Genomic DNA, 14427 nt, shown 5'->3' with positions numbered 1-14427 from the left:
GCCGCGATGATTACTACTGTCTTGGTAGCCAACCGCGGTGAGATCGCCCGGCGCGTCTTCGCCACCTGTCGCCGGATGGGGCTCGGTACCGTCGCGGTGTATTCCGACGCCGATGCCGCGGCACCCCATGTCGCCGAAGCCGATGCGGCCGTGCGCCTTCCGGGCAACACACCGGCGCAGACCTACCTGCGCGGCGAGCTGATCATCGAGGCCGCGCTGGCCGCGGGCGCCGACGCGATCCACCCCGGCTACGGATTCCTTTCCGAGAACGCCGAATTCGCGAAGGCCGTGCTGGCGGCCGGGCTGGTCTGGATCGGCCCGCCGGTGGAAGCCATCGAGCAGATGGGGTCGAAGGTCGCCTCGAAGAAGATGATGGACGCGGCCGGTGTCCCGGTGCTCGCCGAGCTCGACCCGGCCGAGGTCACCGAGGCGCAGCTGCCGGTGCTGATCAAGGCATCGGCGGGCGGCGGTGGCCGCGGCATGCGGGTGGTTCGCGCGCTCGCCGACCTGGAATCGCAGATCGAGGCGGCCCGGCGCGAGGCCGAATCCGCGTTCGGCGATCCGACGGTGTTCTGCGAGCGCTACCTCGAGACCGGCAGGCATATCGAGGTGCAGGTGCTGGCCGATACGCACGGCGCCATCTGGGCCGTCGGCGAGCGGGAATGCTCCATTCAGCGCCGCCACCAGAAGGTGGTCGAGGAGGCGCCGTCGCCGCTGGTCGAACGCACCGATGGCATGCGAGCGCGGCTGTTCGAGGCGGCACGGCTGGCGGCGGGCGCGATCGGCTACACCGGTGCGGGCACGGTGGAATTCCTCGCCGACGAGGCGGGCGAGTTCTTCTTCCTGGAGATGAATACCCGCCTGCAGGTGGAACATCCGGTCACCGAATGCACCACCGGGCTCGATCTGGTCCGACTGCAACTGGAGATCGCCGCCGGTGGCGAACTGCCCGCCGAACCGCCTGCCATGCACGGGCATTCGATTGAGGTCCGGCTCTACGCCGAGGATCCGGCGCACGACTGGCAGCCGCAGAGCGGCACCGTGCATCGCATCGACATCCCGCTGGTGGCCACCGAATTCGACCTGCTCGACCGGCCCGGCGTGCGGCTCGACTCCGGCGTGGTCGACGGTTCGGTGGTCGGCGTGCACTACGACCCGATGCTCGCCAAGGTCATCTCCTACGGCGAAACCCGGGGCGAGGCAGCGCGATTGCTGGCCGCGGCATTGCAGCGTGCCCGGATCCACGGCCTGGTGACCAACCGTGACCTGCTGGTCCGCGTGCTGCGCCACCCCGCCTTCCTGGCCGGTGAGACCGATACCGCGTTCTTCGACACCCACGGATTGGCCACGCTGGCAGCCCCTTTGGCGGCCGAGGCCGACGAGGCGCTGTCCATCGTGGCCGCCGCACTGGCCGACGCCGCGGCCAATCGTGCCGCGGCGCGGGTCGGCGGCGGCCTGCCGAGCGGCTGGCGCAATCTGCCCGCGCAGCCGCAGCGCAAGTCCTACGAGAGCCGAACCAGCGGTGTGCACGAGGTCGACTACCGGTTCGGCCGCAACGGGGTCGAGGTGGCAGGCCACGAGGGTTTGACCGTGCTCGCGGCCGCGCCGGATTCGGTGGTGCTCGCCGTCCCGGGTGAACGCGGTGCGGTCCGTAGGCAATTCGGCATCGCTCGCTACGGCGATCTGGTGTGCGTCGATTCGCCGCTCGGCCCGGTGTCGGTGCGGCGGTTGCCGCGCTTCAGCGATCCGGCCGATCATGTCGCGAGCGGGTCGCTGCTCGCGCCCATGCCCGGCAGTGTGATCCGGCTCGGTGCCGAGGTCGGCAGCCGTGTCGAACAGGGGCAGCCGATCCTGTGGCTGGAGGCGATGAAGATGGAGCACACCATCGCCGCACCGGCCGCCGGTGTGCTCAGCGCGCTCAATGTCACTGTTGGCCAGCAGGTCGACATCGGTGTGGTCCTTGCCGTCGTCGACCCCGACAACGCCGTCGAAAACCAGGAGAACTAGATGTCGTTCATCGAAACCGAAGAGCAGCAGGCGCTACGCGCGGCGGTGGCCGCGCTGGCCGCCAAGTACAACTATCGCGACTACGTGCTGCCGAAGGCGCGCAACAACGAGCCGCTCACCGAATTGTGGGAGGAGGCGGGCAAACTCGGCTTCCTCGGGGTGAACCTGCCGGAGGAGTACGGCGGCGGTGGCGCCGGCATGTACGAGCTGTCGCTGGTGATGGAGGAACTGTCGGCGCACGGTGCGGGCCTGCTGCTGATGGTGGTGTCCCCGGCCATTTGCGGCACCATCATCACCAGGTACGGCACCGACGAGCAGAAGCAGCAGTGGCTGCCCAAGCTCGCCGACGGCACCGGGAAGATGGTCTTCGGCATCACCGAGCCCGATGCCGGATCCAACTCGCATCAGATCACCACCACCGCCCGTCGCGACGGCGACGACTGGATCCTCAACGGCCGCAAGATCTTCATCTCCGGTGTGGATCAGGCCGAGGCCGTGCTCATCGTCTCGCGCACCGAGGATCACAAGACGGGCAAGCTCAAGCCCGCGCTGTTCATCGTCCCGACCGATGCCGAAGGCTTCCACAAGACGCCGCAGGACATGGACATCATCGAGCCGGATCACCAGTTCACGCTGTTCCTCGACGATGTGCGCCTGCCGTCGAATGCCCTGGTCGGCAAGGAGGACGCGGCGCTGATGCAGCTGTTCGCCGGTCTCAACCCGGAGCGCATCATGGGCGCGGCGATGGCGGTCGGCGTCGGCCGCTACGCCATCGACGCCGCCGTCGCCTATGCCAAGGAGCGCACGGTGTGGAAGACGCCGATCGGTGCGCACCAAGGCATTTCGCATCCGCTCGCCCAGGTGAAGATCGAACTGGAGCTGGCCAAGCTGATGATGCGCAAGGCCGCGACGCTCTACGACGCGGGCGACGAGATGGGCGCGGCCGAGGCCGCGAACATGGCGAAATACGCTGCGGCGGAGGCCAGTATCAAGGCGCTGGATCAGGCGATTCAAACGCACGGTGGCGCGGGCCTGACCAAGGAGTACGGCTTGGCCGCGATGCTGGCCGCCGCGCGCATCGGCCGCATCGCGCCGGTCAGCCGGGAGATGGTCCTCAACTTCGTCGCCCAGTACTCGCTGGGCCTGCCCAAGTCCTACTAGGAGACGCCGTGACGGAGCCCTACGTGCGCTACGAGGTGGCCGACGGTTTCGCCGTGCTCACCTTCGATTCGCCGCACAACCGGAATGCGTTGTCGGCCAAGCTGGTCGCCGAGCTGCTCGCCGGATTGGATGCCGCTGCCGCCGATGACGCGGTGCGCGGCATCGTGCTCACACACACCGGCAACACCTTCTGCGCGGGCGCGGATCTGTCCGAGGCGAGCAACGCCGACCCCGCGGTGGCCGCAGATGAGCGCACCCGCGTGATGATCGGCGTGCTGCGCAGGCTGATCGCCACGCCCAAGCCGGTGATCGCGCAAATCGATGGCAATGTGCGCGCGGGCGGTATGGGCATCGTCGCCGCCTGCGATATCGCGGTGGCCGGGCCGACCAGCAGCTTCGCCCTCACCGAGGTGCGGATCGGGTTGGCGCCGTTCATGATTTCGCTGACCCTGCTGCCGAGGATGACCTCGCGCGCGGCGAGCAGGTACTACCTGACCGGGGAGAAGTTCGGCCCCGATATCGCCGAGCGGATCGGGCTGATCACGATCAACGCCGACGATCCGGCCGCCGAGGTGAAGCGGCTGCGCGCGGAGCTGCGCAAGGGCTCACCGCAGGGCCTGGCCGAGGGCAAGCGCCTCGCCAACGCCGCCATGCTCGCCGGATTCGACGCATCGGCCGAGGAACTCGCGCAGCGTTCGGCGAGCTTCTTCGGTACCCCCGAGGTGTTCGAGGGCATGGCGGCCTTCCTGCAGCGCCGCCCGCCGAGCTGGGCAGAATAAAACCCATGGCGACACCCAACGAACCCAAGCAGGACCGCAGCCGAGCCACCCGGCAGCGCCTGCTCGAGGCGACCATCGACTGTCTCGCCGAGATGGGCTGGGCGGCGGCGACGGTGTCGGTGGTCGCCGAGCGGGCCGGGGTGTCGCGCGGTGCGGCGCAGCATCATTTCCCCACGCGGGAGGAACTGATCACGGCCGCGCTCGAGTACATGTTCGACAGCCGGACGGGCCAGTCCAAGGAGGAGGCGCTCGCGGTCGCCGAGATGGCCGAGGGGCTGGCCCGTACGCAGGCGGTGGTCTCCGGCCTCGTCGATTCCTACACCAGCCCGCTGTTCAAGGCGGCGCTGCAGGTGTGGACCCATGCCGCCGCCGATCCGGCGCTGCGGGAACACATCGTCCCGCTGGAGGCGCGGTTCGGGCGGATATCGCATCGGCGCGCGATCGAGGCACTCGGCGTGGACGATGCCGATCCGGTCACCCACCACCTGGTGCAGGCGACGCTCGACCTGGCTCGTGGGCTCGGACTCGCCGACGTACTGACCGACGATTCCGCGCGGCGCAAGGAGATCGTGCAGCAGTGGGCGGCGACATTGCACGCCGCACTCGACGCACGGCGCTGAGCCGTCGGGTAGTGCCATTCGTTAATTTTTGACCGATCGGTCTCGATGAGACTATGCTACTGGCATGGCAAGGGCGAAGGAGTTCGATCCGGACGAGGCGCTACAGTCCGCGCTGGAGCTGTTCTGGGCTCGCGGCTACGAGGCGACGTCGATGTCGGATCTCGTCGCGCACCTCGGCATCGCCAAGGCGAGTATCTACGGCACCTTCGGTGGCAAGCGGGAGCTGTATGCCAAGGCGATGCGCCGCTACCTGGAGCTGACCGATCCGAAGATCGTCGAGGAGCTGTCCGGGCCCGGTCCGGTGCTGCCGTCGGTGCGCGGCCTCGTCGAGCGTTTCATCGGCGAAGCCGCTGGTGACGAACGCCATTGGGGCTGCATGGTCGTCAACACCGCGGTCGAGATGGCCGATCGGGATCCCGAGCTGGCGCGGCTGGTCGAGTCGAGCTGGTCGAATCTGGAGACCGCGCTGACCTCGGCGCTGCTGCGGGCACGGGCGCAGGGTGAACTGTCCGAATCCGCCGACCCGAGGGCGCTCGCGCGCCTGCTGCTCGTCTTCTTCCAGGGCGTGCGGGTACTCGCGCGCACCGCCGATCCCGGCGTCCGGCTGCGCGACGCGTCCCGTGTTTTGCTCGCGCTGCTGAGCTGAAGTTTTGCCTTAATTCAAGACTGATCGTTCTAGTTATAAGGAGTGCTCATGACGACTCGCTTCGACAACAAGGTCGTGCTCATCACCGGCGGCGCGGGCGTGATCGCGCGGACCACCGGGCAGGCCTTCGCCGAGCGCGGCGCCACCGTCGTGCTCGCGGGCCGCGACGAAACCAAGCTCCGCGAGGCCGCCGGGCAGATCGTCGCCGACGGCGGCAAGGTCGACTGGGTGCTGGCCGATGTCGCGGATTCCGGGCAGGTCGCCGAGCTGATCGCCGAGGTGGTGCGCAGGCACGGCGGCCTGCACATCGCGTTCAACAGCGCGGGCATCTTCGGCAAGGGCGCGCCCGTCGCCGATCTCGACGAGGGCGTGTGGTCGGCCGTGCTGAACGTCAACCTCACCGGAATCTTCCTGAGCATGAAGCACGAGATCGCGCATATGCGCGCCAACGGCGGCGGCGTCATCGTCAACATGTCGTCGAATATCGGCGCGCACGGCCGCCGCCCCGGCATGGCCGCCTACGCCGCGTCCAAGGCGGCCGTCAGCGTCCTCACCCAGACCGCCGCCCGCGACCACATCGGCGACGGCATCCGCATCAACGCCGTCAGCCCCGGCGCCAGCGATACCCCGATGTCCTTCCGCCCCGGTGAAACCAGGGCCGACCGCGATGCGCGCGTCGCGACCACCGTCCCCGCGGGCCGGGTCAGCGAACCCGCCGAGGTCGCCGCCACCGTGCTGTGGCTGGCCTCCGACGACGCCAGCTTCGTCGTCGGCCACGACCTCGTCGTGGATGGTGGCGCCACCGCGTAGCGGCCGTGGCGCGCATCACATGTCACACTCGTGCGCCCTGCGTCGTCGACTCCATGAACGCGGAACGAATCCGCTGAAGCCGACGATGAGGAGTAGCAATCATGACCACGACCAAGAAGATCGCGGTGGCCGGAGCGACCGGGCGTCTGGGCAAGCATGTGGTCGACGTGCTGACCGAGCAGGGCCACGAGGTGGTCGCCTTCTCCCGCGCCAACGGCGTGAACATCGAGACCGGTGCGGGACTGGTCGAGGCGCTCGACGGCGTGCAGGTCGTCATCGACGCGTCGAGCACGCCGTCCGCCGATAAGGACATCGCCACCGAATTCTTCCTCGCCGCCGCGAAGAACCTGCACGAGGCGGGGCGGAAGGCAGGGGTGGCGAAGCTGGTCGTGGTCTCCATCATCGGCATCGACAACACCGTCGCCGGGTACAACGCGGCCAAGCTGGCGCACGAGAAGGCGTTGCTGGAAGGCCCACTGCCGGTGCAGATTCTGCGCGCCGCCCAGTTCCACGAGCTGGTCGAGGTGATGACGCAGTGGGGCACCCAGGGCGACGTCGCCTACCTGGCGAACATGAAAACCCAACTGGTCGCGGCGCGTACGGTCGCCGAGGCGCTGGTGGACTTGGCCGTGGCTCCGCTGCCGGAGTCGCTGGACGGTCCGTTCCCCGAGATCGCCGGTCCCCGTGCGGAAACCATGGCGGGCGCCGCCGCGCTGCTCGCCGCCCGTCGCGGTACTCCCGCCGAAATCCGTGAGGTGAGCGACCCGGACAACGCCGACCGCGAAATCTTCGAGGACGGCACCCTGCTCGCGAGCCCACATGCGATCCTCGCGGGTCCCACCTTCGCCGAATGGGTCGACGCCACCGAACCCGCCGCGAAATAACGCCCATGCCTCGGTGACTCCGATGTGGTGTCCGAGCCGCCGAATCAGATCGGCCCCGGTGTCGAAAAGCGAAGCCGGGGCCGATCTTTCGCACCCCGTCGCGGCTGACCACCGCGGCGGATCCGGCGGTTCGGTGCCGAACCGTCATCCGAAGAAGAGATCCGCACCGGTTCGCTGAACCACCGAGCCGGTGCGGGTCTTTGGCGTTCACCGGCGCATGCGACAGTGCGGCGTCGGTTTCTAGCGATGCGTTTCGAGTTGTGTGCTTGCCGGCGCATACGTGCGGTCGCTGATCCCCCGGGCGAAGCGGCCAGGGGAGGTGCCACGCCATTGTTTGAAGGCGTTGGAGAAGCTCGGTGCGCCGGAATAGCCCATCCGGTAGGCGACATCCTCGACCGTGAGCCCGGTCGCCAGCAGTTCCTCGGCGAGGGTGCCGTAGATATCGACGCACAGCTCGCGGTAGGACGTGCCCTCCTCGGCCAGCCGCCGCCGCATCGTGCGCAGGCTCATGTGCAGCGTCGCCGCCACATCCTCCTGGGTGACCCGGCCGTTCAACCGGTGCAGCAGCACCTCCCGCACCGAACCCGACGTACCGCGCATCAGACCGCGGCGGCGCAGCAATTCCGTGCACTGCTCGTCGAACAGCGCGGCGGTCAGCGCGTTGGCCTGCGGCATCGGCTTATCGAAGGCGCTGGTGTCGAATACGGTGATATGCGGGCCCTCGCAGTCGGTCGCCGGTACCTCGAATCGCTCGAGGATCGGCGCGAGACGTGGGCGCAGGCCGCCGCCGATCTCCATCCGCAGCACCGGCGGCGGGAACCCGAACACGCGCAGCCAGTTCGACTGCACGAACGCCACATCCCGCTCGAGCAGGAAGCCGCGGAGCCGATAGGGCAGCTCGTGGTCGTCGACGTAGAGCCACAATTGGTTGTCCCGGTACAGATGCCAGGCGCGCGACAGCGAGACCATCAGGCTGAAATACCGCATCGCGATGTCTACCCCGGCCCGCCTGGTCGGACTGCTCAGCAAGGCCATGGCGAAGATCCCCGTCGCGGTGACGGGCGTGTGCGCACCGGCCTGCAACCCGACGCCGGGCCGATCGCCGAGCGCGTCGACGATATTGCGCGCCAGCGCCATCTCCTGCGCCGCGGTGATCTCCGCGCCCGGCGTCTTCAGCAGCAGCGGCTCGATACCGGTATCGCGTAGGCACTCGTCGAGTGTCAGCCCGTGATCCGCCGCCACCTCCATGAGGATCGCCGAGAACGTCACTGATCGCCGCCACTCCCAGGAGGCCACCTAGTCATCGTTGTTGACGCTGGCCCAAATCCGCAAGATTTTGGCCGGACTCCGCAAGATCGACGCTGATCGGTGACCGGTGCCGATCGCGCTGCCGCGCACTGATCGCGTCGCCGCGCTGCGAATATCGCGTGATTCGGTGCGCGGCGTCGAGATGGCCGCGCACCGGCGCAACCCGCACCGGCCTGTCGAGGCGGGCCGGTGCGGGTTCCGCGGTCAGTGAGTGGTCAGGTTGTAGAGGGTGACTCCGTCGACGGTGGTCGGGGTGAAGTTCTCGGTCACCCACTGCGTGATCTGGGCGCTGGTGGAGGTGGTGTTCGCGCCGTTTCGGCCGGCGCCGCGGCCACCGGCGATGAAGTAGTGGATCTTTCCCTGGGCGACGTAGTCCTTGAACTGGTCGAGGGTGGGGGATGGGTCGCTGCCGTTGAAGCCGCCGACCGGCATGACCGGGAGTTCGGTGGCCAATTGGAAACCGGCGGCGCTGTTCGAGCCGACGGCGGCGGCGACCCAGGTGTAGTCGGTGCCGTTCTGTTCGAGCAGCCGGACGACCTGGTCGCTGGGACGCGCGGCGTTCAGCAGACCGCCGATGGCGCCGGGGCCTTCCTGGCCGCCGAACCCGTTGGGCCCCTGCGTGCCCGGTGGCATCTGCTGGCCGCCAGGGCCACGCTGCGGTGCCCGGCCATCTTGCTGCCTGCCGTCGGCGCCATCGCCCGGCCCGCCCATTCCTGGACCATCGGGACCGAATTCGCCATTGCCCCAAGGCATTCGGCCGTGGCCGACGTTGGGTCCGGCACTCGGCATCGCGCCCGCGTGGGAGGTGCCGATGGCGTCGACCGCATAGGCGACAGGTCCGCTGAACGCCACGAGCGCGGCGGCCGAGGCGGTGACGACCGCCAGCTTCCGCGGTGCGGGAATGGCGACCGCGATGGTCGCGACGATGCCGACGACGAGCACGGTCCAGCGCAGCCACGGCAGGAAGGATGCGCTGCGGCTCAACAACATCCACGCCGTCGCCGTGGTGAGACCCACCGCGAGCGCCATGGCGAGCCGTGCCCACAACCGGTGCCGTTCCCGCCACAGCAGCACCGCGCCCGCGCCGACCAGCGCGGCGACCGCCGGAGCCAATGCCACCGTGTAGTACGCGTGGAAGATGCCCGCCATGAAGCTGAACACCAGGGCGGTCACCACCAGCCAACCGCCCCACAGGATCAGCGCCGCCCGCCGGCGATCGGTGCGATCGGCCTTGCCGCACAGCACGATTCCCGCGATCAATGCCACCAGTGCGGCCGGGATCAGCCAGGCGATCTGACCGCCCTGCGCCGGTTCGAACATCCGGGTGATACCGGTGCTGCCCCACATGCCGCCCCCGCGAGCGGGCAGATCGCCGCCGCTCGGGCCGACGCTGCCGCGTTCGTTGCCGTTGAGCCTGCCGAGCCCGTTGTAGCCAAGGGTGAGTTCCAGGATCGAATTGTTGTGTGAGCCACCGATCCACGGCCGCGAGGAGGCGGGCCACAGCTCGACGGCGAGCAGCCACCAGCCCGCCGCCACCACCATCGCGAGACCAGCGGCGAGCAGTTGCGCGATGCGCTTGCCGAGCTTCGGTGGACCGGCGACGAGGTAGGTCAGCGCGAGCGCGGGCACCACGAGCAGCACCTGCAATTGTTTGGTGAGAAAACCGAAGCCGATGAAGACGCCGGTGAGCACCAGCCAGCGGGTGCGGCCGTCGTCCACCGCGCGGGTCATCGCCCAGGCCGCCGCGACCATCAGGAAGACGAGCAGCGCATCGGGATTGTTGAAGCGGAACATCACCACCGCGATCGGCGTCACCGCGAGCGCGAATCCGGCGAGCAGTCCGGCCGCCGGTCCGAACGGCCTGCGTACCGTGGCCCACAGCAGCGCGACGGCGCCGACCGCGAGCAGCACCTGCGGCACCAGGATGCTCCAGCTGTTGAGCCCGAACGCGCGCACCGACAGCTCCATCAGCCACAGCGAGGCGGGCGGTTTGTCGACGGTGATCGAATTCGCCGCATCCGACGAACCGAAGAAGAACGCCTTCCACGACACCGAACCAGCCTGTACCGCGGCGGAATAGAAGGAGTTGCCCCAGCCGTTCGCGCTCAGGTTGATCAGGTAGGCGACGGCGGTGCCGATCAGAAGTGCCGCCAAAGCCGGGTATTCCCAGCGGAGTTCGCGCTTCGGCAGCGGCTCGGGCGACATTGTCGCGGTGGGCGCACTCACGGTCGTGGTCATCGCTGCTTGTCTTCCTGTCCGTTCCGCTCGGCGGTCGTATCGATCGCCCCAACGGTCATTTCCATCGCCTCCGACAGCGCCGCGACACCCTGCCTCCGCTCGCCCGCATTGCGGAACACCCAGCGCAGGCCGACGAAGCGGAGCAGCGTGGCCAGCAGATTGGCGAGGATCAGCACCGCCAGTTCGAGATGCACCGCCGCATCGGGCGCCCAGTGATGCAGCGCGAAGAGCGATCCGCTGGTGAGCGCCAGCCCGACACCGAAGATCACCAGCCCCTGGAACTGCTGTGCAACAACGCCACTGGAGCCGCGCACACCGAAGGTGAAGGCGCGGTTGGCCGCCGTATTCGCCACCGCCGTGATCAGCAGCGCACCGAAGTTGGCGATCTGCGCCCCCGTGAACGGTTGTAGCACAACGTAGAGCAGCAAATAGGCCAGCGTGCTCAGCACGCCGACGATCGCGAACCGCACCAGCTGCCCGACCATGCCGAGCGGCACACCCGGCACCAGCGGTTCGCGCCCGACCGCGCCGCGCAGCTCGTCGAGCGGCAGCGCGCCGGTGGCCAGCGCGCGCAGCAGCCGCCCGATACCGAGCAGATCCTTACGCGCGGTGTCCACGATGTCGACCCGGCTGTCCGGATCATCGATCCAGTCGACCGGCACCTCGTGGATCCGCAGCCCGGCCCGCTCGGCGAGCACGAGCAGTTCGGTGTCGAAGAACCACTCCCCGTCGCGCACCAGCGGCAGCAGCCTGCGCGCCACATCGCCGCGGATCGCCTTGAATCCGCATTGCGCGTCCGAGAAGTGGGCCTGCAGCGCGGCTTTCAGCAGCAGGTTGTAGCAGCGCGAGATGATCTCGCGCTTCGGCCCGCGCACCACCCGCGACGAGGCGCTGAGCCTGGTGCCGATCGCCAGATCCGAATGCCCGGTGATCAGCGGCGCGACCAGGGGCAGCAGCGCGTTCAGATCGGTCGACAGGTCGACGTCCATATACGCGACCACCTGAGCGTCGGAGCGCTCCCAGGCCGCGCGCAGCGCGCGCCCCCGTCCCTTGGCGTCCAGGTGCACCACCCGCACGTCGTCGAGCTCGCCGGCGAGCAGCCGCGCGACCTGGAGCGTGGCGTCGGTGCTCGCGTTGTCGGCGATGGTGATCCTGGCCGGGAACGGGAACCCGGTGCGCAGATACTCGTGTAGCCGACGGACGCAGACGCCGAGGTCGGTTTCCTCGTTGTAGACGGGGATCACCACATCGAGCACGGGCGTGATCACCGCTTCGGTGGATTCCGCCTGGTCGATGGCGGTAGCGGTATCGGTCATGGCTGCGCCTCGCTGGCGCTCGGCTCCGCCATACCCTCGAATCGGGCTGTGTTGTCGATTCCCTCGCTGCGCTCGGTCATGCCGATAACCCTCGATGCCCCCGCTGGCTCCGAGCTGGGCCTCAGCTGTGAGGTTCCTGGGTGTGCCGATCCGCTACCACTCCAGGCCGTACCGGTCCCGTGCGGCTCTGCGGGTCCACCGGTAGAGCGGTGCGCCCAGATCGGCATAGCTCGCGCCGAGGACGCGGGGGAGCAGATCGAATCCCCTGGCGTCCGCGCCGATCAGTACCCGCGCCTTGTTCTTCTCGACGCCGCGCAGGATGATCCGCGCTGCCGAGCTCGGCTTGGTCAGCGCCATCGCATCCCATCCGCTGCGCAGCAACTCGATATCGGCGCTTTCGGGGATGCCGCGTGCGTGCACGGCGATTTCGGTCTTCACCCCGCCGGGATGGACGCAGGTGACGCCCACCGGATGACCGTTGATCCGCATCTCCTGCCGCAGTGCCTCGGTGAAGCCGCGCACCGCGAATTTCGCCGCGTTGTAGGCGCTTTGGGACGGCACGCCGATGAAGCCGAACACCGAGGACACATTGACGACATGCCCGTCGCCCGAGGCGATCAGATCGGGCAGGAATGCCTTGGTGCCGTGCGCGACGCCCCAGAAGTTGATGTTCATCAACCAGTCGAAATCCGCCCACTCCATATCTTCGACGTAGGCGTTCAACGCCACACCCGCGTTGTTGATCACCAGGTTCACCTGGCCGAATTCACCGCGCACATCGTCGGCGTGCGCGTATACCGCCGCTCGGTGCGCCACGTCGAGCTGGTGCGCGATCGCGGTGGCGCCGAGCTTCTCGCAGCGTCCCGCGGTATCGGCCACGGTGTCGGTGTCGATATCCGACAGCGCGAGTTTGGCTCCGCGTCTTGCCAATTCGAGGGCCAGTGCCCGCCCGATACCCGCGCCCGCACCCGTGATGACGGCGACCTTGTTCCGGAAATCCCTCATCGCAGTTCCTCGGCTCGATTCGGCGGCGCGGCGGGGAATGCCTGCGCGGGAACGTCGTCCAGCACGATGGTCGGCCGCACCCCGTGGCTCGGGCGTGGACCGAAGAATTCGTACTCCGCCGGATCGAGCCGCCGGGTCCGCAGCCAGTACTGCCAGGTGAAGCCGGACCACAGGGTGCGGTTGTTGCCGTGCTCGTCGAGATACCAGCTCTTGCAGCCGCCGGTGCTCCACACCGATCGGGAAAGTCCGTGCTGCAGCCGGGCATTGAACCGGTCCTGGGCCGCGCGCCGCGGCGCCAGTGCGGCGGCGCCTTGGCTCTGGGCCAGCCGAATCGCCTGCAGCACATAGTGGATCTGTGACTCGATCATGAAGACCACCGAGTTGTGGCCGAGTCCGGTATTCGGGCCGAGCAGGAAGAAGGCATTCGGCATATCCGCCACCGTGATACCGAGGTGTGCCTGCACGCCCTCGCGGCGCCACCGCTCGCTCAGGTCGATCCCGTCGCGGCCGGTGATGGCGACGTTGACATAGGAGTCGATGACGTGGAATCCGGTGCCGTAGATGATCACATCGACCGGCCGCGTGACACCGTCGCCGGTGACGATGCCGTCCGCGGTGAGGTGGTCGATGCGCGCGGTGACCAGTTCGGTCTTCGGATCGGCCAGCGCCGGATAGTAGGTGTCGGAGCCGAGCAGCCGCTTGCAGCCCGCCCGGTAATCCGGCGTGACCAGCGCGCGCAGCTCCGGATCGGCGATCTGGTGCGCGATATGCCGCCTGCCGACCCACTCCATCCCTTTCAGCAGGTCCGGCCGCCAGTTCATCGCGTAGGCGCCGAGTTCGGCGCCCCAGTAGATGGCATTGCGCAGGGCGAAGCGCAGGCCGGGTATCCGGCGCAGCCGATGCCGGAACTGCTCGGAGAATTCGACGTCGGCGCGCGGCATCACCCACGGCGCGGTGCGCTGGAAGACGGTCAGTTCCGCCACCCGGTCCACGATTTCCGGCACGAATTGGATTGCGCTGGCGCCGGTTCCGATCACCGCGACCCGTTTGCCGCGTAGCTCGACCGAGTGATCCCAGCGCGCCGAATGGAAGGCGGGACCGTCGAACGTCCCGGGAAGTTCCGGGATATTCGGCACGTGCAGCGCGCCGACGGCGGAGACCAGGAACTGTGCGACATACTCCTGGCCGTCGGCGCCGAACATATGCCAGCGCCGCGCCTCGTCGTCCCAGTGGCCGCGCTCGATCCGCTCATGGAACCGAATGTGTTCGCGCAGACCGTATTTGTCGGTGACCTCGAGCAGATAGTCCTGGATCTCCTGCTGCCCGGAGAACAGCCGCCGCCAGCCCGTGCGCGTTTCGTAGGAGTAGGAGTACAGGTGCGTCGGCACATCGCAGGCGCAGCCGGGATAGGTGTTGTCGCGCCAGGTGCCGCCGATCTCACCGGCCTTCTCCACGATGAGGTAATCGGAAATGCCCGCCCGGTCCAGTGCGATACCCATGCCGAGCCCGGAGAATCCGCTGCCGACGATCAGCACCCGAGTATGGATGGCAGGCGAATTGTCCTGTGCCATGGCATATTCCGTCCTCGCTGACGAAACCATCGGTACCCAATACCGTCGGTCCCGCGTATATTCACGAGTGTGTGCCGGGTCG

The 14427-nt window shown here is 68.2% G+C and carries 12 protein-coding genes; 7 read left to right on the top strand and 5 right to left on the bottom strand.

The annotated features are described in order from the left end of the window. Positions 1-6: 6 nt before the first annotated feature. The 7 genes from ACIG5A_RS20005 to ACIG5A_RS19975 all read left to right on the top strand — a co-directional run bounded on the left by ACIG5A_RS20005 (position 7) and on the right by ACIG5A_RS19975 (position 6907). Positions 7-2007 (top strand): biotin carboxylase N-terminal domain-containing protein, encoded by a 2001-nt coding sequence (locus ACIG5A_RS20005; protein WP_397242031.1) that lies wholly within the window; start codon positions 7-9, stop codon positions 2005-2007. Next, positions 2008-3168: an acyl-CoA dehydrogenase family protein gene (locus ACIG5A_RS20000; RefSeq protein WP_397242029.1), complete on the top strand. Its 1161-nt coding sequence runs from the start codon at positions 2008-2010 to the stop codon at positions 3166-3168. A gap of 8 nt (positions 3169-3176) precedes the next feature. Further along, positions 3177-3947: an enoyl-CoA hydratase family protein gene (locus ACIG5A_RS19995; protein ID WP_397242027.1), complete on the top strand. Its 771-nt coding sequence runs from the start codon at positions 3177-3179 to the stop codon at positions 3945-3947. 5 nt (positions 3948-3952) lie between these two features. Further along, on the top strand, positions 3953-4567 hold the full coding sequence (locus ACIG5A_RS19990; protein WP_397242025.1) for a TetR/AcrR family transcriptional regulator: 615 nt from the start codon (positions 3953-3955) through the stop codon (positions 4565-4567). Positions 4568-4631: 64 nt separating this feature from the next. After that, the gene (locus tag ACIG5A_RS19985; RefSeq protein ID WP_397242023.1) at positions 4632-5213 is read left to right on the top strand and encodes a TetR/AcrR family transcriptional regulator; all 582 of its coding nucleotides are present in this window, start codon (positions 4632-4634) and stop codon (positions 5211-5213) included. Between the two features lie 48 nt (positions 5214-5261). Continuing rightward, positions 5262-6023 carry an SDR family NAD(P)-dependent oxidoreductase gene (locus tag ACIG5A_RS19980; RefSeq protein ID WP_397242021.1) on the top strand — a complete coding sequence of 254 codons (762 nt, stop codon included), beginning with the start codon at positions 5262-5264 and terminating at the stop codon, positions 6021-6023. A 101-nt stretch (positions 6024-6124) separates the two neighbouring features. Then, positions 6125-6907: an SDR family oxidoreductase gene (locus tag ACIG5A_RS19975; RefSeq protein WP_397242018.1), complete on the top strand. Its 783-nt coding sequence runs from the start codon at positions 6125-6127 to the stop codon at positions 6905-6907. Between the two features lie 240 nt (positions 6908-7147). On the opposite strand, the gene ACIG5A_RS19970 is transcribed toward ACIG5A_RS19975, so the two are convergent. The 5 genes from ACIG5A_RS19970 to ACIG5A_RS19950 all read right to left on the bottom strand — a co-directional run bounded on the left by ACIG5A_RS19970 (position 7148) and on the right by ACIG5A_RS19950 (position 14345). Further along, a complete protein-coding gene (locus tag ACIG5A_RS19970) occupies positions 7148-8203 on the bottom strand; it encodes an AraC family transcriptional regulator ligand-binding domain-containing protein (RefSeq protein ID WP_397242016.1) in 1056 nt (351 codons plus the stop codon). 216 nt (positions 8204-8419) lie between these two features. Beyond that, the gene (locus tag ACIG5A_RS19965) at positions 8420-10453 is read right to left on the bottom strand and encodes a glycosyltransferase family 39 protein (RefSeq protein WP_397242014.1); all 2034 of its coding nucleotides are present in this window, start codon (positions 10451-10453) and stop codon (positions 8420-8422) included. Continuing rightward, positions 10450-11769: a glycosyltransferase gene (locus tag ACIG5A_RS19960; protein ID WP_397242012.1), complete on the bottom strand. Its 1320-nt coding sequence runs from the start codon at positions 11767-11769 to the stop codon at positions 10450-10452. Before ACIG5A_RS19960 ends, ACIG5A_RS19965 begins: the two co-directional genes overlap by 4 nt. Before the next feature lie 153 nt (positions 11770-11922). Continuing rightward, positions 11923-12774, bottom strand: a complete 852-nt coding sequence (locus ACIG5A_RS19955; RefSeq protein ID WP_397242010.1) for an SDR family NAD(P)-dependent oxidoreductase — start codon at positions 12772-12774, stop codon at positions 11923-11925. Continuing rightward, positions 12771-14345, bottom strand: a complete 1575-nt coding sequence (locus ACIG5A_RS19950) for a flavin-containing monooxygenase (protein WP_397242008.1) — start codon at positions 14343-14345, stop codon at positions 12771-12773. The genes ACIG5A_RS19955 and ACIG5A_RS19950 overlap by 4 nt, the downstream gene beginning before the upstream one ends. Positions 14346-14427 lie beyond the last annotated feature (82 nt).

The organism is Nocardia sp. NPDC052566 (assembly GCF_044547285.1).
Taxonomy (GTDB): Bacteria; Actinomycetota; Actinomycetes; order Mycobacteriales; family Mycobacteriaceae; genus Nocardia.
The sequence above is the reverse complement of the archived record's forward strand: the minus strand, read 5'-3'. Positions and strand labels throughout refer to the sequence as shown.

Bases quoted from the DNA above. Each gene is read 5' to 3' on its own strand.
- ACIG5A_RS20005 (WP_397242031.1), top strand. From the start codon at position 7: ATGATTACTACTGTCTTGGTAGCCAACCGCGGTGAGATCGCCCGGCGC.
- ACIG5A_RS20000 (WP_397242029.1), top strand. From the start codon at position 2,008: ATGTCGTTCATCGAAACCGAAGAGCAGCAGGCGCTACGCGCGGCGGTG.
- ACIG5A_RS19990 (WP_397242025.1), top strand. From the start codon at position 3,953: ATGGCGACACCCAACGAACCCAAGCAGGACCGCAGCCGAGCCACCCGG.
- ACIG5A_RS19985 (WP_397242023.1), top strand. From the start codon at position 4,632: ATGGCAAGGGCGAAGGAGTTCGATCCGGACGAGGCGCTACAGTCCGCG.
- ACIG5A_RS19980 (WP_397242021.1), top strand. From the start codon at position 5,262: ATGACGACTCGCTTCGACAACAAGGTCGTGCTCATCACCGGCGGCGCG.
- ACIG5A_RS19975 (WP_397242018.1), top strand. From the start codon at position 6,125: ATGACCACGACCAAGAAGATCGCGGTGGCCGGAGCGACCGGGCGTCTG.
- ACIG5A_RS19965 (WP_397242014.1), bottom strand. From the start codon at position 10,453: ATGACCACGACCGTGAGTGCGCCCACCGCGACAATGTCGCCCGAGCCG.
- ACIG5A_RS19960 (WP_397242012.1), bottom strand. From the start codon at position 11,769: ATGACCGATACCGCTACCGCCATCGACCAGGCGGAATCCACCGAAGCG.
- ACIG5A_RS19955 (WP_397242010.1), bottom strand. From the start codon at position 12,774: ATGAGGGATTTCCGGAACAAGGTCGCCGTCATCACGGGTGCGGGCGCG.
- ACIG5A_RS19950 (WP_397242008.1), bottom strand. From the start codon at position 14,345: ATGGCACAGGACAATTCGCCTGCCATCCATACTCGGGTGCTGATCGTC.